This is a genomic window from Pinisolibacter sp. DMC19 (genome assembly GCF_056313985.1).
Window position 1 is genome coordinate 244,298 of the sequence record NZ_JBQUZF010000003.1, and the last position, 20,334, is coordinate 264,631.

16 protein-coding genes and 1 pseudogene are annotated in these 20,334 nt (G+C 67.1%); 9 read left to right on the forward strand and 8 right to left on the reverse strand.

The genetic code is table 11. From position 1 onward, the window contains the following. Positions 1 to 21: 21 nt before the first annotated feature. From ACT53U_RS09290 to ahpC, 4 genes are all read right to left on the reverse strand, one after another. Positions 22 to 1,656: an alpha-amylase family glycosyl hydrolase gene (locus ACT53U_RS09290; RefSeq protein WP_476154400.1), complete on the reverse strand. Its 1,635-nt coding sequence runs from the start codon at positions 1,654 to 1,656 to the stop codon at positions 22 to 24. Between the two features lie 260 nt (positions 1,657 to 1,916). Continuing rightward, positions 1,917 to 2,648 carry a hypothetical protein gene (locus ACT53U_RS09295; RefSeq protein WP_476154402.1) on the reverse strand — a complete coding sequence of 244 codons (732 nt, stop codon included), beginning with the start codon at positions 2,646 to 2,648 and terminating at the stop codon, positions 1,917 to 1,919. A gap of 516 nt (positions 2,649 to 3,164) precedes the next feature. After that, positions 3,165 to 4,718 carry an alkyl hydroperoxide reductase subunit F gene (ahpF, locus tag ACT53U_RS09300; protein ID WP_476154404.1) on the reverse strand — a complete coding sequence of 518 codons (1,554 nt, stop codon included), beginning with the start codon at positions 4,716 to 4,718 and terminating at the stop codon, positions 3,165 to 3,167. A 167-nt stretch (positions 4,719 to 4,885) separates the two neighbouring features. Further along, positions 4,886 to 5,449, reverse strand: coding sequence for an alkyl hydroperoxide reductase subunit C (gene ahpC / locus ACT53U_RS09305; protein WP_476154406.1), 564 nt, complete (start codon positions 5,447 to 5,449; stop codon positions 4,886 to 4,888). A 363-nt stretch (positions 5,450 to 5,812) separates the two neighbouring features. Here ahpC and ACT53U_RS09310 point away from each other — a divergent pair, with 363 nt between their 5' ends. The 5 genes from ACT53U_RS09310 (at position 5,813) to ACT53U_RS09330 (ending at position 10,065) form a co-directional block, all read left to right on the forward strand. Further along, on the forward strand, positions 5,813 to 6,661 hold the full coding sequence (locus tag ACT53U_RS09310; protein ID WP_476154408.1) for a fumarylacetoacetate hydrolase family protein: 849 nt from the start codon (positions 5,813 to 5,815) through the stop codon (positions 6,659 to 6,661). A 178-nt stretch (positions 6,662 to 6,839) separates the two neighbouring features. Continuing rightward, positions 6,840 to 7,766 (forward strand): methionyl-tRNA formyltransferase, encoded by a 927-nt coding sequence (gene fmt / locus ACT53U_RS09315; protein WP_476155044.1) that lies wholly within the window; start codon positions 6,840 to 6,842, stop codon positions 7,764 to 7,766. Beyond that, complete coding sequence (gene truA, locus ACT53U_RS09320; protein WP_476154410.1) at positions 7,766 to 8,506, forward strand: tRNA pseudouridine(38-40) synthase TruA; 741 nt, start codon at positions 7,766 to 7,768, stop codon at positions 8,504 to 8,506. The genes fmt and truA overlap by 1 nt, the downstream gene beginning before the upstream one ends. Positions 8,507 to 8,617: 111 nt before the next feature. Next, the gene (locus ACT53U_RS09325) at positions 8,618 to 9,604 is read left to right on the forward strand and encodes a pentapeptide repeat-containing protein (protein ID WP_476154412.1); all 987 of its coding nucleotides are present in this window, start codon (positions 8,618 to 8,620) and stop codon (positions 9,602 to 9,604) included. Beyond that, complete coding sequence (locus tag ACT53U_RS09330) at positions 9,601 to 10,065, forward strand: low molecular weight protein-tyrosine-phosphatase (RefSeq protein WP_476154414.1); 465 nt, start codon at positions 9,601 to 9,603, stop codon at positions 10,063 to 10,065. Before ACT53U_RS09325 ends, ACT53U_RS09330 begins: the two co-directional genes overlap by 4 nt. Positions 10,066 to 10,075: 10 nt before the next feature. On the opposite strand, the gene ACT53U_RS09335 is transcribed toward ACT53U_RS09330, so the two are convergent. After that, positions 10,076 to 10,426 (reverse strand): MarR family transcriptional regulator, encoded by a 351-nt coding sequence (locus tag ACT53U_RS09335; RefSeq protein ID WP_476154415.1) that lies wholly within the window; start codon positions 10,424 to 10,426, stop codon positions 10,076 to 10,078. A 203-nt stretch (positions 10,427 to 10,629) separates the two neighbouring features. Here ACT53U_RS09335 and hrpB point away from each other — a divergent pair, with 203 nt between their 5' ends. From hrpB to ACT53U_RS09350, 3 genes are all read left to right on the forward strand, one after another. Then, complete coding sequence (gene hrpB, locus ACT53U_RS09340) at positions 10,630 to 13,110, forward strand: ATP-dependent helicase HrpB (RefSeq protein WP_476154417.1); 2,481 nt, start codon at positions 10,630 to 10,632, stop codon at positions 13,108 to 13,110. Between the two features lie 294 nt (positions 13,111 to 13,404). Next, positions 13,405 to 14,487, forward strand: a complete 1,083-nt coding sequence (locus ACT53U_RS09345; protein WP_476154418.1) for an acyltransferase family protein — start codon at positions 13,405 to 13,407, stop codon at positions 14,485 to 14,487. Positions 14,488 to 14,539: 52 nt separating this feature from the next. Further along, on the forward strand, positions 14,540 to 15,469 hold the full coding sequence (locus ACT53U_RS09350; RefSeq protein ID WP_476154420.1) for a trypsin-like serine protease: 930 nt from the start codon (positions 14,540 to 14,542) through the stop codon (positions 15,467 to 15,469). Positions 15,470 to 15,674: 205 nt separating this feature from the next. Here ACT53U_RS09350 and ACT53U_RS09355 read toward each other — a convergent pair. After that, a pseudogene (locus ACT53U_RS09355) lies at positions 15,675 to 17,753 on the reverse strand (YgiQ family radical SAM protein); the annotation flags it as partial. 275 nt (positions 17,754 to 18,028) lie between these two features. Here ACT53U_RS09355 and ACT53U_RS09360 point away from each other — a divergent pair. Then, a complete protein-coding gene (locus ACT53U_RS09360) occupies positions 18,029 to 18,433 on the forward strand; it encodes an Rrf2 family transcriptional regulator (RefSeq protein WP_476154422.1) in 405 nt (134 codons plus the stop codon). A 3-nt stretch (positions 18,434 to 18,436) separates the two neighbouring features. Here the strand turns inward: ACT53U_RS09360 and ACT53U_RS09365 are convergent, their stop codons facing one another. Both ACT53U_RS09365 and ACT53U_RS09370 read right to left on the reverse strand, forming a co-directional pair. Beyond that, entirely contained in the window at positions 18,437 to 18,949 is a 513-nt protein-coding gene (locus ACT53U_RS09365; RefSeq protein WP_476154423.1) for an Rrf2 family transcriptional regulator, read from the reverse strand. A gap of 443 nt (positions 18,950 to 19,392) precedes the next feature. After that, on the reverse strand, positions 19,393 to 20,289 hold the full coding sequence (locus tag ACT53U_RS09370) for a DMT family transporter (RefSeq protein WP_476154424.1): 897 nt from the start codon (positions 20,287 to 20,289) through the stop codon (positions 19,393 to 19,395). Positions 20,290 to 20,334 lie beyond the last annotated feature (45 nt).

Genomic DNA, 20,334 nt, shown 5'->3' on the forward strand with positions numbered 1-20,334 from the left:
TCGCGCTCGGCGCGCGCGCCGTCAGAAGGCGACCACCAGCCCGTCGTCGGCGGCGAGCGTGATGCGCTTGCCGAGGATTTCGCCGTCGCGTCCCCCCTTGGCCGAGAGCACGACCTGACCGCCGCTCGCCGCGTCGACCTGCGCCTCGATCAGCTCGTGGCCGAGGTTGAGGAGGACGACGAAGCGCTCGTCGTCGTGGCTGCGCTCGTAGGCGAGGAGATCGCCCTCTGCCGCCAGCACGCGGACGCCGCCGACGGCGAGGGCCGGATGGGCGCGCCTGAGCGCGATCAGCCGCTTGTGCAGCGTCAGCATCGAGGCCGGATCGGCGAGTTCACGCTCGACGTTGACCTCCTCCCAGCCCGGCACCAGTGGCAACCACGGCTCGACGGTCGAGAAGCCGGCGTACTCGCCGGCGTCCCACTGCATCGGCGTGCGGGCGATGTCGCGGTTGTGGCCGGGAAGGCCGGGCTCGTTCTTCTCCTGCGGATCACGCACCCGGTCGGGCGGGATGATGCCGTTCGTCAGCCCGATCTCGTCGCCCTGGAAGAGCGTCGGCGTGCCGCGCGCGGTGAGGAGATACATCGCCGCGACGCGCGCCTGTTCGGCGCCGAAACGCGAGGCGACGCGGCCGTTGTCGTGGTTGCCGAGCACCCAGTTCGGCCAGGCGCCTTCCGGCAGCATGCGCTCGTATTCGTCGATCAGCCCGCCGACCACCTCGGCCTTCCACGGATCCATCAGCAGATGGAAGTTGAAGGGCAGGTGGGCGCCGTCGAGGTTGTCGCCGTAATAGGCGCACATGCGCTCGATGGTGAGATAGATCTCGCCGATCATCACGCGGTCGTCGAACTCGTCGAGGACCTTCCGGAAGCCCTTCACCAGATCGATGATGCCGGGCTGGTCGCAGGTCATGATCTGCAGAATGTGGCGCACTTCCGGCTCGTCCGGCGTCCAGTCGGGATTGGGCGGGTTGTCGCGGAAGTCCGGGTCCTTGAGCAGATGCCAGATCACGTCGACGCGGAAACCGTCGACACCGCGTTTCAGCCAGAAGCGCAAGACGTCGTGCATCGCCGCGACGACCGCCGGGTTGCGCCAGTTGAGGTCGGGCTGCTCCTTGAGGAAGGCGTGGTAGTACCACTGCCCGCGCGCCTCGCACCATTCCCAACCGATGCCGCCGAACATCGAGCGCCAGTTGTTGGGCGGCCCGCCGTCGGGCGCCGGGTCGTGCCAGATGTACCAGTCGGCTTTCGGGTTGTCGCGCGACGAGGCGCTCTCCAGGAACCACGGGTGGTGATCCGAGGTGTGGTTCGGCACGAAGTCCATGATCAGCTTCATGTCGCGGGCGTGCAGCTCGGCGATCAGCCGATCGAGGTCCGCGAGTGTGCCGAAGCGGGGATCGACGTCGCAGTAGTCGGCGACGTCGTAGCCGAAGTCAGCCATCGGCGAGACATAGACCGGCGACAGCCAGACGGCGTCGACGCCGAGGGCATGGAGATGGTCGATCCGCGCGAGAATGCCCGGAATGTCGCCCATGCCGTCACCGTTCGAATCCTGGAACGACCACGGATAGACCTGATAGACGACGCCCTTCTTCCACCACGGCGCATCGACGGCGGCGGCGGGGGGCGCGAGCGGACGGGGCGAAGAGACGAGGGTCATGCGGAGACCTCCCATGCGAGGGGCCCGCCTCCGGTGTCGGCCGGGTCTCGAGCCCATCGACGGTAACATTCTGCCACGGACCGCCCCCGATCGACAGTCGTAGAGGGGCGTACCCCCGCCGATCATCGCCCGGAAGGTGAAGATTTCATGTCGGAAGGAGCCGTGCGGCGGAGCACCACCTCATTCTAGTCGCACGTGTCTTCGAGCCATCTCATGAATTTAAAATAATAATTACCGCATCAACAATCGCTCTATTCTAATCATAATTCTTCATCATCAAATCCACTCATAGCCTCAAATGCGGATTTTTGGGCTTCAAGAACCCTAATCAACCGTTCTATTTCTTTTGATGATTTTATAGAAATCGTTCCTGAGAGCGTCTCTCCATCGAATGAAACAGTAAACGGCCGATTCTGTCCTGTTGAAATTGCTGCCGATAGGGGAGGTAAAGCTTCGGTCCGCGCCGGCGTTTCCGACGGCGGCAAATCGGAATTCCGCGGAGACGGCCCCGCGTGTTCTTCCTGTCGCGCCTCCGCTACGGGCTTAGCAACCTCCATTGTGTCGCGATAAATCCGGATAACCTGGTCGACAGCGCCTGCTGCGAATCCATCGCGCACCAGGAATGCTCTCAAATTCTCGTCACTCGGAGGGTGGGACGGCCACTTCTCACTGATTTTTGCGAACAAATCCGGCTTCGCTGCCGCCTCTCTGATCGCATCAAGTTTCTCTCTTTCGTCGTGAGGAAAGAGTATTTTCATTGCGAGTTCGCTGACTCGCATTTCCCCCTCACCAATTTTATCAAGAAGACCGAACTTCACTATTGCAGAAATAGCGGTCGCGGATGCGCCATTGATTCCACCGAAGCCGAGGTGCTTGGCAACGACTTCTCTAGTCATGGCGTTCCGCGACTCGGCTTTTTGAATTTGCCGTACGCGATCGATCGCCGAAGGCAGGCTCATCGACGGATAGTTCGGGCTACGGACGCGGGCCATTTGAAATTCTCCGATAGAGACGATGAATTATATCGCGCAAGAGAAAAACCGCAAAGGGAAAAATTTTATCGCCGAAAACGCTTTTAACGCGAGTACCAGTTGACGAATCGGCGATGTAGACGTAATAACGGTTCACTGCCGAGGCCGGCAGGCGAGGAGACATCAATGATCCAGCCCTAATCGCCCCTAACGCACTGGCCGCAGCGTGATGGGGCAATAAAAAAGGCCGACCTTCGCGTCACGAAGATCGGCCAAATTTGGCCAAGCAACCGGGGTTGAGCCCGATTTCTAGCCCTGCACACCGCTAGATTCGCATGCTCTCCCCAGACCCGCAACCCCTCATGTTTGGGAGGCACGATCATGATCTATGTTCGTTCGTACCGTCGCTGGCGGTATTGCCGTCATGAGCGCGTCCGCGCTCACTATCGTTCTCGGTAACATCGAATAGCTTGTTCCAAGTCCTTCCGGCCACGGCGCATGGAGCGGGCTGGTCAGGTAACTGACCAGCCCGCGTCGTCAGTTGCGGATGAGATGATCGAAGGCCGAGAGCGCGGCGGTGGCGCCGGCGCCGAGGGCGATGACGATCTGCTTGTAGGGCACGGTCGTCGCGTCGCCGGCGGCGAAGACGCCCGGCACCGAGGTCGCGCCGCGGGCGTCGATCTCGATTTCCTTGCGGTTGGAGAGCCGCACGCTGCCGTCGAGCCATTCGGTGTTGGGCAGAAGGCCGATCTGCACGAAGATGCCCTCGAGCCCGAGTTCGTGGATCTCGCCGGTGGTGCGGTCCTCATAGCGGAGGCCGGTCACCTTCTCGCCGTCGCCGATGACTTCGGTGGTCTTCGCCGAGACGTGGATGGTGACGTTTGGAAGCGAGCGCAGCTTCCTCTGCAGCACCTCGTCGGCGCGCAGCTTCGAATCGAACTCGATCAACGTCACGTGCGAGACGATGCCGGCGAGATCGATCGCCGCCTCGACGCCCGAGTTGCCGCCGCCGATCACCGCGACGCGCTTGCCCTTGAACAGCGGCCCGTCGCAATGGGGGCAGAAGCAGACGCCCTTGGCCTTGTAGTCGGCCTCGCCCGGAACCCCCATCTCGCGCCAGCGGGCGCCGGTCGAGAGGATCACCGACTTCGCCTTCAGCGAGGCGCCGGAGGCGAGCTTCACCTCGATCGGGTCGGCGGCGGAGGCGGCCGGGATCAGGGCGGTCGCCTTCTGCAGCTTCATGATGTCGACGGCATAGTCGGAGACATGCGCCTCGAGGGCGGCGGCGAGCTTCGGCCCCTCGGTGTGCGAGACCGATACGAAGTTCTCGATCGCCATCGTGTCGAGCACCTGGCCGCCGAAGCGCTCGGCGACGACACCCGTCTTGATGCCCTTGCGCGCCGCATAGACCGCAGCCGCGGCACCGGCCGGGCCACCGCCGACGACGAGGACGTCGAACACGTCCTTCTCGGCGATCTCGGCCGCCGCGCGTTCCGCGGCGCCGGTGTCGAGCTTGGCGACGATCTCGTCGAGGCTCATCCGGCCCTGGCCGAAGGGGGCGCCGTTCAGCATCACGGTCGGCACCGCCATGACCTTCTCGCGCTCGACCTCGGCCTGATACATCGAGCCGTCGACCATGGTGTGGCGGACGTTCGGGTTCAGCGCCGCCATGGTGTTGAGCGCCTGGACGACGTCCGGGCAGTTCTGGCAGGTCAGCGAGACGTAGGTGACGAAGTCGAAGGAGCCCGAGAGCGTCTTGACCGCATCGAGCGTCGCCTCCGCCTCCTTCGGCGGGTGACCGCCGGTGTGGAGGAGGGCGAGCACCAGCGAGGTGAACTCGTGGCCCATCGGCAGGCCGGCGAAGCGGATGCGGGGAGCCTCGCCGGCGAGGCCGATCGAGAACGACGGCTTGCGCGCGTCCGTCCCGTCGGTGCGGGCGGTGACGAGGGGCGAGCAGGCGGCGATGTCGGCGACGAGCTCCGCCGTCTGGCGCGAGCCCTCGTCGTCGCCGAGCGAGGCGACGAGTTCGATCGGGCGCTTGAGGCGCTCGAGGTAGGCGGTCAGTTGGGCCTTGATGCCGTCGTCGAGCATGACGCGTCTCCGGGAGGATGAAATTTCGAACGTGAGGAGGAAGCGTCGGGAGCGGTGTGCCCCGACGGCTCGTCGTCGCCTTCGATGTCGGGGAGGGAAGGGGCGGCGCGAGGCCGGATTGGCGCGTCCGGGGCGCATGCCCCGGACGACCGTGTCGGATCGCAGGATCAGATCTTGCCGACGAGCTCGAGCGACGGCTTGAGGGTCGCCTCGCCCGGGGTCCACTTGGCCGGGCAGACCTCGCCCGGATGGGACGCGACGTACTGGGCGGCGACGACCTTGCGATAGAGCTCCTTGGCGTCACGGCCGATGCCGAGGTCATGGATCTCGGCGACCTTGATCTTGCCTTCCGGGTCGATCACGAAGGTGCCGCGCAGCGCGAGACCGGCTTCCTCGATCAGGACGTCGAAGTTGCGGGAGATGGCATGGGTCGGGTCGCCGACCATCGGGTACTTGATCTTCTTGATCGTGTCCGAGGCGTCGTGCCAGGCCTTGTGGGTGAAGTGCGTGTCGGTCGAGACCGAGTAGACTTCGACGCCGATCTTCTGGAAGTCCGGATAGACGTCCGCGAGGTCGCCGAGCTCGGTCGGGCAGACGAAGGTGAAGTCGGCCGGATAGAAGACGAACACGGACCACTTGCCCACGAGGTCGGCTTCGGTGACCTCGACGAACTTGCCGTTGTGGTAGGCGGTGGCCTTGAACGGCTTCACTTCCGAATTGATGATCGGCATCGTGTTTCTCCTTGTCGGCCGAATGGCCTGTCGAACCCGGCGGGCGGCGCCCGCCTCGAAGCCCCCCGTTCCGTCCCCGCCCGAGGGGCGAGGAATCGGCAGCGAGAGACCGCATTTTCCGGCCCGGCGGCGGGGTGGTCCCATCGCCGAGTGAGTGCAGGCTAGCGTTCGGGTCGACATCGTTCAAATAGATTGTCTCTGTTTTTTCGATAGGCCAAGCCTATCGGAATTTCCGATCCCGGTTTCCTGCGGCCCGGCTCCGCGTGGGTCCCGCTGGCGCCGGACGACGGGCGTGGTATCGATGGCGGGAACCCGTGTCCCGCGCCGTCGCGCCGGGGCCGATCGAACGAGGCGAGATCCGTCATGAAGCTTCTGCGTTGGGGCCCGAAGGGCCAGGAAAAGCCCGGCCTTCTCGATGCCGACGGCCGCGTCCGCGACCTCTCCGGCGTTGTCGACGACATCGCCGGCGCGGTGCTCGCCCCCGAGGGCCTCGCCCGCCTCGCCGCGATCGATCCGGCATCCCTGCCGCTCGCCCCCGAGGGCGCCCGCATTGGCCCTTGCGTCGGCCGCGTGCCGAAGTTCCTGGCGATCGGCCTCAACTATGCCGACCACGCGGCGGAAGCCGGCATGCCGCTGCCCAAGGAGCCGGTGCTCTTCATGAAGGCGACCTCCTGCATCGCCGGCCCCAACGACGACGTGCCGATGCCGCGCGGCTCGACCAAGCTCGACTGGGAGGTCGAACTGGGCATCGTCATCGGCACCCGCGCCTCCTACGTCGCGCGCGAGGACGCGCTCGCCCACGTCGCCGGCTATTGCACGGTCAACGACATCTCGGAGCGCTCGTTCCAGATCGAGCGCGGCGGCACCTGGGACAAGGGCAAGGGCTGCGACGGCTTCGGCCCGATCGGCCCGTGGCTGGTGACGAAGGACGAGGTGCCGAACCCGCAGGACCTGCGCCTGACGCTGACCGTCGACGGCGTCGTCCGCCAGAACGGCACGACCAAGACGATGATCTTCGACGTCGTCGAGATCGTCTCCTACGTGTCGCAGTTCATGACGCTGGAACCCGGCGACGTCATCACCACCGGCACGCCCCCGGGCGTCGGCATGGGCATCAAGCCCGACCCGATCTTCCTGAAGGTCGGCGAGACCATGCGCGTCGCCGTCGAAGGGCTGGGCGAACAGGTCCAGACCGTCGTCGCGCCGCGCTGAGGGTTGCGGGGAGGCGCTGCGCGCGCCTCCCTTCTCCCCTTGCGGGAGAAGGTGCCCGAAGGGAGGATGAAGGGTATCGCGCGCCAGCGCGGAGCCAGCGAGATCCGCCCGTCCTTGACCCCGGCGGGCGCGCGGGGCATTCACTCGGCGAACTCGAAAGACCGAGGCCGCCATGCCGTTGAAGATCGTCTTCATGGGAACCCCCGACTTCGCCGTGCCGACGCTGGAGAAGATCCACGCCGCCGGCCACGACGTCGTCGCGGTCTATTCCCAGCCGCCGCGTCCCGCCGGTCGCGGCATGGCCCTGACGCCGTCGCCGGTCCATGCCCGCGCCGAAGCGCTCGGCATCCCGGTCTTCAACCCCGTCTCGCTCAAGGGCGAGGAGGCCGCCGCCGCCTTCCGCGCCCACGGCGCCGACGTCGGCGTGGTCGTCGCCTACGGGCTCCTCCTGCCCGAGGCGATCCTCGCCGCCCCGCGTTTCGGCTGCCTCAACCTGCACGGCTCGAAACTGCCGCGCTGGCGCGGTGCAGCCCCCATCCAGCGGGCGATCATGGCCGGCGATGCCGCGACCGCCGTCGAGGTCATGCAGATGGAGAAGGGCCTCGACACCGGCCCGGTCGCAATGAGCGCCGAGACGCCGATCGGCCCCGACGAGACCACGCTCGACCTGCACGACCGCCTCGCCGCCCTCGGCTCCGACCTGATGGTGAAGGCGCTCGCCGCGCTCGAGGCCGGCACCTTCGCGACCCGGCCGCAGGCGGACGAGGGCGTCACCTATGCCAAGAAGATCGACAAGGCCGAGGCGCGCATTGCATGGGCGAACCCGGCGAAGCACGTCCACGACACCGCCCGCGGCCTCTCGCCCTTCCCCGGCGCCTGGTGCGAGGCGACGGTCAGCGGCAAGACCGAACGGCTGAAGGTGCTACGCTCGACGCTGGCTTCGGGCAGCGGCGCCCCCGGCGAGATCCTCGACCGCGACGGCGTCGTCGCCTGCGGTGACGGCGCGATCCGCCTCGTCGAGGTCCAGCGCGCCGGCGGCCGACCGCAGCCCGCCCGACAGGCCTTCGACGCGATGAAACTCGCCCCCGGCGCCCGGTTGCTCTGATGCCCCGTTTCAAGCTGACGATCGAATACGACGGCACGCCCTACGTCGGCTTCCAGCGACAGGCGAACGGCCCGTCGGTGCAGGGCGCACTCGAAGACGCCTTCGCCAAGCTCCACGCAGGCCCGATCACCGTGCGCGCCGCCGGCCGCACCGACACCGGCGTGCACGCGACCGGTCAGGTGATCCACGTCGACGTCGATCGCGACTGGCCGGCGTCGAAGCTGATGGACGCGATCAACTTCCACCTGAAGCCGGCGCCGGTCGCCGCGATTTCGGTCGAGATCGTGCCGCCCGACTTCGACAGCCGCTTCTCGGCCAAGGCGCGCCACTATCTCTACCGCATCATCGACCGCCGCGCGCCGCTGGCGGTGGAGCTGAACCGGGCCTGGCACGTGCCGACCCGGCTCGACGCCGAGGCAATGGACCGCGCCGCCAAGATCCTCGTCGGCCACCACGACTTCACCACCTTCCGCTCGACCCACTGCCAGTCGAAGAGCCCCTTGAAGACGCTGGACCGGCTCGACGTCGCCCGCGTCTCGGAAGACCTGATCGAGATCCGCGCCTCGGCCCGCTCCTTCCTGCACAATCAGGTGCGCTCGATGGTCGGCTCGGTGAAACTCGTCGGCGAAGGCAAATGGGACGAGGCCCGCCTCGCCGCCGCCCTCGCCGCAGCCGACCGCACGGCGTGTGGGGCGGTGGCGCCGAGCGCGGGGTTGTATCTGGTGAAGGTGGATTACTGAGGCGGAACCGCGAAAACCAGTTGAGCCATGGCGGAGTTCGCGCGAAATTCGATTGACTGGTGGTTTTCTGACTTCAATCGGAATCAGCACCTATATTTCAGGACTGCCAACATGGCTGATGAATCTGATTTGGCGGCATTAATTGCTGGCGAAAAAGACATGGTAAATAGAGATTTAAGGGGGCAAAAGATTGCCAACTTGGATCTCTCTGGATGTGATTTCAGTAATTCATATTTGGAGGGGAGTGAGTTCCTGAACGTAAACCTAAGTGGATGCGCATTCGATTTAGCCAGAATTGATAATGTGAAATTTGTTGGATCAAATTTACGCAACGTTACCGCGGGACTTAGTACCCTTTTTTCGGATTCTGAATTCAATGATTGTGTATTGATTGGTGCCGAATTTAAGGATTGCGCTTTTTCTGGGACGATTTTTAAGAATTCTGATCTTTCATTTGCCAATTTCTCATCATCGCATATTGACGAACAGTGTTCCTTTGATGGTGTCATTGTAAATGAGGAGACTAAATTTGATAACGTGTCGATTTTTCGCTCTTTGGCAAAGGGGGATGCGTTTCGATATTACTTCGTCGACAGGGGGAAGTTGGTTAGAAAAAGAGATGCGGAAAATTTGGACGGATCAAGTGAAAGTGCCCGTATCGAAGCCGTTAAATCCATATCGGACAGCGTAAATGCTGCGATTTTACAGATCACCGAAATTGAAATTTTCGAGCGGCGCATTGCTCAGGATATTGGATATGGCCACAATAGCGGTGCTGTTTGGAGTGCACCAGAAGACGTTTCCATATTGGAGATAAAGCAACAGCTTATCGAATTGAGAGATTTTGTTACAACGAATTCTGCTATCGACGTTGGGACAGTAGAAGGAAAAGTTAAAGTTTTAGAGGGTGAAAGTTCGAAAATTGCAAGATGGATTGGTGATAGATTTGCCAAATTCGCCGATTCTTTTGTTGCAGAACTAGGAAAGAGCGCTGCGAACTGGAAGGTGTATGTTGGATTGTGGGCTGTTTTGTCGGGCAAAATCGACAGCGTAATCAACATTGTTGGGACCTTCGTCCGCCATGGTGGTCTGAATTGAAATCCCCCTCCGTCCTCTTCGTCTGTCTCGGCAACATCTGTCGGTCGCCGCTGGCCGAGGCCGCGTTGCGGCTGGAAGCCGAGGCGGCGGGCGTCGCCGTCTCCGTCGACAGTGCCGGCACCTCCGGCTGGCACATCGGCGAACCGCCGGACCATCGCGCGCGGGCGACGGCGCGGCGGCACGGGGTGTCGATCGACACCTACGCCGGCCGCAAGGTCGAGGCGACGGACTTCTTCCGCTTCGACGAGATCGTCGCGCTCGATCGGCAGAACCTGACTGATCTCGCCGGCATCGCGCCGCGCGACGCCACGGCGCGGCTGTCGCTGCTGCTCGATCACGTTCCCGGCCGCGAGGGCGAGGACGTGCCCGATCCCTATTACGGCGGGCCGGAAGGCTTCGAGCGGACCTGGGAGATGGCTGTCGCCGGGGCGCGCGGCATCCTCGCCCGGCTGACGCGATAGGCGGCCGGCCTCAGCGCGGCAGGTTCTTCGCCCGTTTGACGATGTCGTCGCCGATCTTCTCGACGAAGAGCGCGCCGTCGACCGTGCGCTGGATCAGCACGTTGCGCTTGTCCCTCTCGTCGCGGCGGCGGTCGACGAGGCCGCGTTCGCCCAACGTGTCGAGGGCGCGTGTGATCGCCGGCTTGGTCACGCCGAGCTTGGCGGCGAGGCCGCGCACCGTGTGCGGCGGCGGCTCGAGATAGACCGTCAGCAGGATCGCCGTCTGCCGCGCCGTCAGATCGGTATCGCCGTCGCGCACCAGATCGAGCGTGACGTCGTGCCAGAGTTTCAGCGCCTGGGAAGGTCGAAGGTCGACCGGCATCGGGTTGGGTGATCCATCGTTTCGAGGCCGGAATGATAGGCGGGCCGCGGCGACGCCACAACGACGCGGCGGAACGATCTGCGAACGTGGTTTACGTGGGTGCCGCGCCCCTCGACCGCGCCGTGCCTCTCGCTTCGCCTCGGAGCAAATTCTTTTCGATCGGGCTGGTTCAGCCCGATCGGAACATGCTCTAGAGAAACACCATGTCCGTCGTCGTCCCCCCGTCCGACCTGCCGATCGAGGCCGCGCTGCCGGCGCTGCGCGAAGCCCTCGCGCGTGCGCCCAACGCCGTGCTGGTCGCCCCGCCCGGCGCCGGCAAGACGACGCGCGTGCCGCTCGATCTGCTCGCCGCCCCGTGGCGCGGCGACGGCCGCATCGTCATGCTCGAGCCGCGCCGGCTCGCCGCGCGTGCCTCCGCCGCCCGCATGGCCGCGATGCTCCGCGAGGCGGTCGGCGAGACCGTCGGCCACCGGGTGCGGATGGACGCCAAGGTCTCGGCCAAGACGCGGATCGAGGTCGTCACCGAGGGCGTCTTCACCCGCATGATTCTCGACGATCCGGAGCTTGCCGGCATCGCTTGCGTGATCTTCGACGAGGCCCACGAGCGCAGCCTCGACGGCGATCTCGGTCTGGCGCTGGCGCTCGACGCGCAGGGTGCGCTCAGGCCCGATCTGCGCATCCTCGTCATGTCGGCGACGATCGACGGCGCCCGCGTCCGCGATCTCCTCGGCGACGCCGATCTGGTGACCTCGGAAGGCCGAGCCTTCCCGGTCGAGACGAAACATCTCCCCCGCCGCACCGACGCCCGGCTGGAGGCGGAAGTGGCGGCGGCGGTGCTGCGTGCCCTCGATGAGGACCCCGGCTCGGTGCTGGTCTTCCTGCCCGGTCAGGCCGAGATCCGCCGCACGCTCGAGGCGCTTTCGGGCCAGGTCGGGGAGGGCGTCGATCTCGCCCCCCTCTACGGCGCTTTGCCGCCCGCCGAACAGGACCGCGCCATCCGCCCGGCCGCCCCCGGCCGGCGCAAGGTGGTGCTGGCGACGTCGATCGCCGAGACCTCGCTCACCATCGAGGGCGTGCGCGTCGTCGTCGATGCGGGTCTGTCGCGGGTGCCGCGTTACGAGCCCGACACCGGCATGACGCGGCTCGAGACGGTGCGCGTCTCGCGCGCCTCCGCCGACCAGCGCCGCGGCCGCGCCGGGCGCACCGAGCCGGGTGTCTGCTGGCGGCTGTGGCCGGAAGCGGCGACCGTCGGCCTCGCCGCCTTCGATCGGCCGGAAATCCTCGAGGCGGATCTCGCCGGCCTCGTCCTCGATCTCGCCGAATGGGGCGTGAGCGATCCGACGACGCTTTCCTTCCTCGATCCGCCGCCGGAGCCGGCGTGGAACGAGGCGGTGGCGCTGTTGAAGGATCTCGACGCGCTCGGTGCCGACGGCCGCATCTCCGACGAGGGCCGGCGCCTGCGCCGCCTGCCGCTCCACCCGCGTCTCGCCCACATGGTGCGCCGTGGCGTCGCCGGCGGGGCGGGAAAGCTCGCGGCCGAGATCGCCGCCATCGTCTCCGACCCCGGCCTCGGCGGATCGTCGGTCGACCTCGAGGAGCGCGTCCGTCGCCTGCGGGCCGATCGCGCCCCCCGCGCCGAGGACGCCCGCCGCCTCGCCGCGCGCTGGACGGCGCTCGCCGGCCGCGCCGAGAGCGACGAGTTCTCCGGCGATCTCGCCGACTGCGGCCGCCTGCTCGCCCTCGCCTATCCCGACCGCGTCGCCCAGGCGCGCGGCGCGACCGGCGCCTTCCGCCTCGCCAACGGCCGCGGCGGCAAGATGGAAGCGCATGAGGCTTTGGCGCGCCAGCCGTTCCTCGCCGTCGCGGAGATGCAGGGTGCCGCGCGCGAGGCTCGCATCCTTCTCGCCGCCCCCCTGTCGGTGGCCGACATCGAAGCCGATTTCGCCGCCCATGTGGTGGAAGAGGACGAGGTGCGCTTCGATGCCACCGCGTCGCGGGTCAAGGCGCGGCGGGTGCGGCGCTTCCACCGGGTGATCCTGTCGGAAAAGCCGATCGAGAAGCCCGATAGGGCGCTGGTCGCCCGCGCGCTGATGGAAGCCGTCCGGGCGAAGGGGCTCGCGAGCCTGCCGTGGTCGAAGGCGGCGGAGCGCCTGCGCCACCGCGTCGAATACGTCCGCCGCGCCGGGCTTCCCGGCCTGCTGGACTTCTCGGAGGAGACGCTTCTCGCCACTCTCGAAGACTGGTTGGCGCCCCATGTGCTGGGGCGCACCTCGCCCGCCGACATCACCGAGGGCGACGTCTTCGACGGGCTCGACGCACTGGTCGACTGGGAGGCGCGGCGTCTTCTCGACCGCGAGGCGCCGACCCATTTCACCGCGCCGACCGGCTCCAACGTGCCGATCGACTACGAGGTCGAGAACGGTCCGGCGATCTCCATCCGGGTGCAGGAACTCTTCGGCCTCGACCGCCATCCGGCGATCTGCGACGGGCGGGTGAGCCTGCTCGTCGAACTGCTGTCGCCGGCCCATCGGCCGATCCAGGTGACGCGCGATCTCCCCGGCTTCTGGCGCGGCTCGTGGCGCGACGTGAAGATCGAGATGAAGGGCCGCTACCCCCGCCACGTCTGGCCCGACGACCCGGCCGCCGCCGCCCCGACGACACGGGCGAAGCCGCGCGGCACGTGAGGCGTTGCGTACGAAGTTCCAGCCCTTTGCCCTGTTCGGCTTCACCCTGAGGTGCGAGCGGAGCTAGCCTCGAAGGGCGAAGCCACGACGGGCCGTGCCTCTCGGCCCTTCGCGCTTCGAGGCCCGGCTGCGCCGGGCGCCTCAGCATGAAGGGCCTCTGCAAGAGGCCGAAAGAGTCAGAGCTTCGTGAGTCCGGCCTGCGACGGGCCGCGTCGCGCCTTCACCCGATTGCCGCCTTGAACTCGCCGCGCCGATCGTGCACGGCTTCGCTCGACGCGGGATGACGGGGCGACGATGAGCGGGACGAAGACCGACGGGCGATATCTCGGACTGGACGGGCTCAGAGGCATCGCCTCCTTCGCCGTCGTCATCCATCACTCGCTGATCATGGGAACGGACATCGGCGGCCTGTCGGTGTTCCTCTTCTTCATCCTGTCGGGCTTCCTCATCACCGGCATCCTGCATCGCTCGCGCGAGGCGATCGAGGCGGGCAGGCTTTCGATCGGCCCGGCGCTGACCGATTTCTGGATCCGCCGGGCGCTCAGGATCTTCCCCGCCTACTATCTCTGGCTCGGCGTCTTCGTCGTCCTCGACGTCGTCTTCCGCCAGGGCGAGATCGTCGGCGAGCTCTGGTGGTATCTCGCCTATCTGCAGAACTTCCTGCTCGGCTTCGTCACCTACCGCTGGGGCGACTTCACCCATGTGTGGAGCCTCGCGGTCGAGCAGCAGTATTACGTCTTCTTCGCGCCGCTGGTGGTGCTGCTGCCGACGCGGCTGCACACCAAGCTGATGATCGCGACGATCCTGCTGTGCCTCGCCGCCATCGCCGGGCTCCAGGCGCTCGGCTACGAGATGATCACGCTCTACACCTCGCCGGCCAACGGCTTCGTCTTCATGGCGGCGGGCGCCCTGATGACGCTCGAACGCGCCCGCACCCCGCGCTGGATCGGCTCGACCGCGATGCTCCTCGCCGCGACCCCGGTGATCGTGGCGCTCGCCTGCTATCCGATCGCCGAGCGCACCGTCGGCTTCCATCTGCCCTACGTCGTGCTGCAACTCGGCTCGGTCGCGGCGCTGTCGGTGGTGATGATCCACGTGCTGCAGAACCCGGAGAGCGGCCTGACGCGGGTGCTCGAACTCCGCCCGTTCAAATATCTCGGCCTGATCTCCTACGGGCTCTACGTCATCCATCTGCCGGTCGGCGTCTTCGCCGAGGCTTGGCTGCCGCTCGGCGCCTGGAGCGAGGCGACGGGCCTGCCGCGGAACATCGTCGACTTCGCGGTGATGGCGCCGGTGTCGGTCGGCCTCGCCAGCCTCTCCTGGTACCTCTTCGAGGCGAAGGTGCTTGCGCTCAAGGACCGCCTGCGGCGAGGCTGAGGGAACCGGGTACCACCGGGAAACATCGGACGATCAACGAGGGATGGACGGCATGGATCGATCGACGGGACGTTTCGGAGGGATGGCGGCGGCACTCGTCGCGCTCGGGCTCGCGGCGTCGCCCGCCTCAGCCGTGGTCATCCTCGATTCGACCTGGAAGGCCGAGGGCGGCGCCAAGGGGCGCGAGACCGCGGGCTTCAAGGCGCATCTGAAACTCGCCGCCGAGCCGCAGTTCCGCGCCGTGCTGGCGCTCGCCACACCCGACGGCGCCTGGGGCGAGGCGTCGGGCACCTGGATCGGCAACGTCGAGGGCCATGCCTGGATCCTCACCGCCGCCCACATCTTCGAACTGCCCGGTTCGACCGACGACTACGTCGTGCGCGGGCCGAAGGGCGAGATCCTCAAGGCCGACCGGCTGGTGATCCATCCGAAGTGGAACGGCGACACCGAGACCCGCACCGGCTTCGACCTCGCGCTGATCCGGCTGAAGAAGCCGATCGAGGGGCTCGGCGAGCCGCCGCTGATCCACGCCGGCGGCAGCGAGGCGGGCAAGACGATCACCTTCGTCGGCTACGGCAATCGCGGCATCGGCTCCAAGGGCGAGCAGGCGAAGTTCTACGAGGGCTCCGACAAGGCGGCGGCGCGCGGCGTGGTCGACCAGTTCGTCGATCCCGCGGGGCTGAAGAAGAAGAAGGGCGATCTCGGCAACTGGATGGGCGTCTTCCTGCCCAAGGAGGACGGCTCGATCGAGAACCCCTACGGCGGTTCCAACAAGCCCGCCGACCGGATGGTCGGCCTGCTCGGCTCCGGCGACAGCGGCGGCTCGGCCTGGCTCGAGATCGGCGGCCAGTGGCGGATCGTCGGCATCAATTCCAACGGCTCCGGCAAGGCGCAGTACGGCGACAGCTCGTGGTTCGCCCGCGTCTCGCCGCATCGCGACTGGATAGCGGGATACGTGCCCGTGGCCCGCTTCGCGGAGTGACGGCGGCGGACGACGCGACGGCGACCCCTTCTCTGTTCGGCTTCATCCTGAGGTGCCCGGCAACGCCGGGCCTCGAAGGGTGAAGCCACGACGGACCTTGCCACTCGGGCCTTCACCCTTCGAGGCCGGCCTCCGGCCGGGCACCTCAGGATGAAGGCCCTCTGCCGCAGGTCCGGCAGATCGATTTTCCCGACTTCCGCGGACCTCAGCCCCGCCGCTTCGGTCCGCCCGACGGGCCGGGGCGACCGGGCCGCGACGGCTGACCCGGGCGTGCCGGTGCCGCCGGGCGCCTGCCCGCGCCCGGCTCGCCACCCGAACGCCCGAGCACGGCCTTGTCGCCGCCCTTGGTCAGGAACACCTGCTCGCCCTTCTTGCGGCCCATGCGCATGCCTTCGCCGCCGGAATTGCCGGTGCCGGCGGGCTGCCAGTTGGGGACGAGATGGTGCTTGCCGGGACCGATCAGGTCGGCGCGGCCCATCGCCTTCAGGGCCTCGCGCAGCAGCGGCCAGTTCTCGGCATCGTGGTAGCGCAGGAAGGCCTTGTGCAGACGGCGCTGGCGCAGGCCCTTCACCGTGTCGACCTCTTCGGAGCCGCCGTGGCGCACACCTTTCAGCGGGTTGACGCCGGTGTGGTACATCGCCGTCGACAGGGCCATCGGCGAGGGCAGATAGGTCTGGACCTGATCGGCGCGATAGCCGTTCTTCTTCAGCCACAGCGCGAGGTTCATCATGTCCTCGTCGGTGGTGCCGGGATGGGCGGCGATGAAGTAGGGGATGAGGAAGTACTTCTTCCCCGCCGCCTGCACCGCCGCGTCGAACAACTGCTTGAAGCGATCGTAGGTGCCGATGCCCGGCTTCATCATCTTGGAGAGCGGGCCGTCCTCGGTGTGCTCCGGAGCGATTTTCAGATAGCCGCCGACGTGGTGGGTGACGAGCTCCTTGATGTAGGCCGGCGACTTCACCGCGAGGTCGTAGCGCACGCCCGAGGCGACGAAGACCTTCTTCACGCCCGGCACCTCGCGCGCCTTGCGATAGAGCTTGATCAGGTCGTCGTGGCTGGTGTTCAGGTTCTGGCAGACGTCGGGGAAGACGCAGGACGGCTTGCGGCACAGCGCCTCCGTCTCCTTGTCCTTGCAGGCCATGCGCCACATGTTGGCGGTCGGCCCGCCGATGTCGGAGATGATGCCGGTGAAGCCTTCGGTCTTGTCGCGGACCTTGCCGATCTCCTCGACGATCGATTTCTCCGACCGCGACTGGATCACCCGGCCCTCGTGCTCGGTGATCGAGCAGAAGGAACAGCCGCCGAAACAGCCGCGCATGATCGTCACCGAGAAGCGGATCATCTCCCAGGCGGGGATCTTGGCGTCGCCGTAGGAGGGATGCGGCGCCCGGGCGTAGGGCAGCTCGTAGACCGCGTCCATCTCGGGCGTCTCGAGCGGCACCGGCGGCGGCGTCAGCCACAGTTCGCGGTCGCCGTGACGCTGCACCAGCGGCCGGGCGTTGCCGGGGTTCGATTCACGATGGAGCACGCGGGAGGCGCGCGCATAGGCCTCGCGATCGGTCGCCACCTGCTCGAAGGCGGGCAGCCGAACCACCGACGCAGGCCCGGACTTGCGGGCGCCGTCGTCGGCGCTGTCGAGATCGTCGGCGGGGACGACCGTCCAGCCCTCGGGCACCGCCGGCTTGATCAGCGCGACGCCGCGGACGTCGTCGAAGGACGACGGGTCCTCGCCCTTGGCGATGCGATGGGCGACGTCGATGAGGGCGCGCTCGGCATTGCCGTAGAGCAGGATGTCGGCCTTGGCGTCGACCAGGATCGAGCGGCGGACCTTGTCCGACCAGTAGTCGTAATGGGCGATGCGGCGCAGGCTCGCCTCGATGCCGCCCAGCACGATCGGCACGTCCTTGTAGGCCTCGCGCACCCGCTGCGAATAGACGATGACGGCGCGATCCGGGCGTTTGCCGCCCTCGCCGTTCGGCGTATAGGCGTCGTCGTGGCGCAGCCGCTTGTCGGACGTGTAGCGGTTGACCATCGAGTCCATGTTGCCGCCGGTGATGCCGAAGAACATCGTCGGCTTGCCCAGCGCGCGGAAGGGCTCGGGGCTCGTCCAGTCGGGCTGGGCGATGATACCGACGCGGAAGCCCTGACGCTCCAGCACGCGGCCGACCACCGCCATGCCGAAGCTCGGATGGTCGACATAGGCATCGCCCGTCACCAGGATCACGTCGCAGGCGTCCCAGCCGAGCGCGTCCATTTCGGCGCGCGACATCGGTAGGAAGGGCGCGGTGCCGAAACGATGGGCCCAGTGCTTGCGGTGGGCGAAGAGGGGAGCGGTCTGAGTCATCGGGCGATCCATAGGGCGAACGCCGGCGCCGTCAAGGAAAGATGCGCGCGGAAAGCCGCGCCGGGGCGCCTGCCGGACCATGTCGATGCGCGGCGTGGCCAAAGTGACGCAGGAAATCGAACTTTGCGTATCACTGCGGATCTCGCCGCCCGCGATCCGGGTTAGGGTGCGGACGACATCGACGGCAATTTCCGCGACAGGCCACGGGACGACGCATGCATCTCAACCCCTCGACCAACGGCGCGCTGCGCATCCTGATGATCTGCCAGAAGAACCAGGGGCGCCCGGTCACCATGCCGGAGATGTCGCGCGATCTGGGGCTGACGGAATCGTTGGTGGTGAAGTCCTGTCACGAGTTGATGCGCGCCGGCTACATCCGCGGACGTCGCGGCAACGGCGGCGGCTATCGCCTGGCCCGTCCGGCCGAAGCGATCGACGTGATGGAGATCGTCGAGCTGTTCGAGGGTGAGGAGAACCTCTTCCCCTGTCGCCTGCGGCAGGACGAACAGTGCCGCATCGTCGCCGCCTGCCGGCTGCGCAAGGCCTGCGAGCGCGCCTACGATGCCTTCAAGACGGAACTGAAGGGCTGGAGCGTCGCCGACATCGCGCTCGATGCGTGAGGATCACGACAGCCGTTCGACCACGTCGGCCGCCGCCGCCGCGGCGCGCAGGGCATCGCATTCGTTCGCCGTCACCTCGCCCCCGTCGAGGTCGAGGATCGACAGGACCTCGCCGCCGTTCGTCGTGATGTCGGCGATGGTGATGCCGTCGAGTTCGTCGAGGAAGACGTCGCGCGCCTTTTCCAGCGCCGTCGACAGGCGGCAACGACCGACCAGCGGGCACGACGCGGTCTCGGGCGAGAAGCACTCGACGAGGTCGAAGCCCTCCTCGGTGCGTCGGACGATCTCGCCGATGGTGATCTCGGCGGCCGGGCGGGCGAGGCGGAAGCCGCCGTGGTTACCGCGCAGGTTCTCGAGATAGCCCCACTGGCCGAGCTGGTGCACGCATTTGACGAGATGAGCCCGCGAGATGCCGAAGGCATCCGCCACCTGCTGCACGGTCGACAGTTTCGGCGCCCGCATGGCGGCGACCATCAGCGTGCGCAGGGAGAAGTTCGAGTAGCTCGTCAGTCGCATGGTCACTCCCGCCGGGCGCGCCCGAGGGCCGTCGTGGCGGCCGATTCGTCATCTCACGGACGACCCTCGCCCGCCATCCGTGGTTTGCCGGAAACCGGCGGAGATCAGCGGTTCCGATGGGCGAACCGCATCGCGCCGCGTGGGCGGTGGTGCCGTCGAAGGCCGTCGGTGGCCGAAGCCTTCGCGCCCGAGAAAAAGCGGCCGACGTCCGGGTCCCCTGATTCGATGGTGGCCGCCGGCCGAAGTCACTGTTCTTCAGGCGGTCGGCGGCCGCCGGACCCCGATGAGAGCAAGGGAAGGGGTCCGGCGGCCGTCGACACCGCGACGCGCCGCGTCGCGGGCCTTTCGGTCGTACGGGCCGACCGCGAGGCATGCCGACACCCTAACGGCTTAAAGTTATATGTACAATATGTCTTTCGTCGACGCGCGCGCCGCTGCGGTTTCTACGTGCGGCAGGCGGGCGGTGTCGGCGGGCCGGCGCGGATGCCGGCGACGACGTGGCCGACGACCGCGGCGAGCACGATGGCGCCGCCGATCAGGCCCTCGCGGGTCGGCGCCTCGCCGAAGGTCGCCCAGACCACGGCCGGGCCGAAGACCAGATCGAGGGCGACGATCAGCGCGCTCTCCGCCGCCGGGATGCGCCGCGAGCCGGCGAGGAACAGCGTGCCCGCCAGTACGAAGTTGGTGAAGCCGAAGGCGGCGAGCAGCCACCAGTCGACCGGCGCCACGCCGTGCGGCGAGGCGAAGGGCGCGGCCAGCACCAGATTGGCGGCGACCGCCAGGATGTTGGGCGGGGCGACCGGCATGTCGGGGGCGGCGCGGGCGATGACGATCATCGAGGCGAAGGCGAGCATCATCACCACGGCGATCGCGTCGCCGAAGAGCCGCCCGTGGCCGAGCGAACCGGAGACGACGATCCCGACGCCGACCAGCGACACGAAGCCGGCGACGACGGTGCGTCGCGGCACCCGCTCGCCGAGGAAGAGGCGGGCGAGGAGCGCCGCCGCGAAGGGCGAGGCGGCACCGATCACCGCGTTGTCGGCGACCGACGTGTGGTAGAGCGAGGTGATGGTGGCGAAGGCGCAGACGACCGCGGCGGCGGCCTGGGCCACGCCCATCCGCCCCATCGAGCGGAAGGCGGCGACCGCGCCGCGCCCCTCGCGCACCAGGAAGATCGCGACGAGCAAGGCGAGGCCGAAGGCCGAGCGGCCGGCGAGCGTGGTGAAGAGGTCGGTGCCCAGCACGCGCGTGAAGAAGCCGGTCAGTGCCCAGCTGACCGTCGCCGCCGTCACCAGGACGACGCCGAGAAGATGATCCCGCGCGGGAAGACGAGCCGACATCGGGCCTCCGGACGAATGTCGGAACGGCCCGACTGGACGATCGTC

Excerpts from the sequence above, each read along its gene's own strand:
- ACT53U_RS09290 (WP_476154400.1), bottom strand. The coding sequence starts at position 1,656 with ATGACCCTCGTCTCTTCGCCCCGTCCGCTCGCGCCCCCCGCCGCCGCC.
- ACT53U_RS09295 (WP_476154402.1), bottom strand. The coding sequence starts at position 2,648 with ATGGCCCGCGTCCGTAGCCCGAACTATCCGTCGATGAGCCTGCCTTCG.
- ahpF (WP_476154404.1), bottom strand. The coding sequence starts at position 4,718 with ATGCTCGACGACGGCATCAAGGCCCAACTGACCGCCTACCTCGAGCGC.
- ahpC (WP_476154406.1), bottom strand. The coding sequence starts at position 5,449 with ATGCCGATCATCAATTCGGAAGTGAAGCCGTTCAAGGCCACCGCCTAC.
- ACT53U_RS09310 (WP_476154408.1), top strand. The coding sequence starts at position 5,813 with ATGAAGCTTCTGCGTTGGGGCCCGAAGGGCCAGGAAAAGCCCGGCCTT.
- truA (WP_476154410.1), top strand. The coding sequence starts at position 7,766 with ATGCCCCGTTTCAAGCTGACGATCGAATACGACGGCACGCCCTACGTC.
- ACT53U_RS09325 (WP_476154412.1), top strand. The coding sequence starts at position 8,618 with ATGGCTGATGAATCTGATTTGGCGGCATTAATTGCTGGCGAAAAAGAC.
- ACT53U_RS09335 (WP_476154415.1), bottom strand. The coding sequence starts at position 10,426 with ATGCCGGTCGACCTTCGACCTTCCCAGGCGCTGAAACTCTGGCACGAC.
- hrpB (WP_476154417.1), top strand. The coding sequence starts at position 10,630 with ATGTCCGTCGTCGTCCCCCCGTCCGACCTGCCGATCGAGGCCGCGCTG.
- ACT53U_RS09345 (WP_476154418.1), top strand. The coding sequence starts at position 13,405 with ATGAGCGGGACGAAGACCGACGGGCGATATCTCGGACTGGACGGGCTC.
- ACT53U_RS09350 (WP_476154420.1), top strand. The coding sequence starts at position 14,540 with ATGGATCGATCGACGGGACGTTTCGGAGGGATGGCGGCGGCACTCGTC.
- ACT53U_RS09360 (WP_476154422.1), top strand. The coding sequence starts at position 18,029 with ATGCATCTCAACCCCTCGACCAACGGCGCGCTGCGCATCCTGATGATC.
- ACT53U_RS09365 (WP_476154423.1), bottom strand. The coding sequence starts at position 18,949 with ATGCGACTGACGAGCTACTCGAACTTCTCCCTGCGCACGCTGATGGTC.
- ACT53U_RS09370 (WP_476154424.1), bottom strand. The coding sequence starts at position 20,289 with ATGTCGGCTCGTCTTCCCGCGCGGGATCATCTTCTCGGCGTCGTCCTG.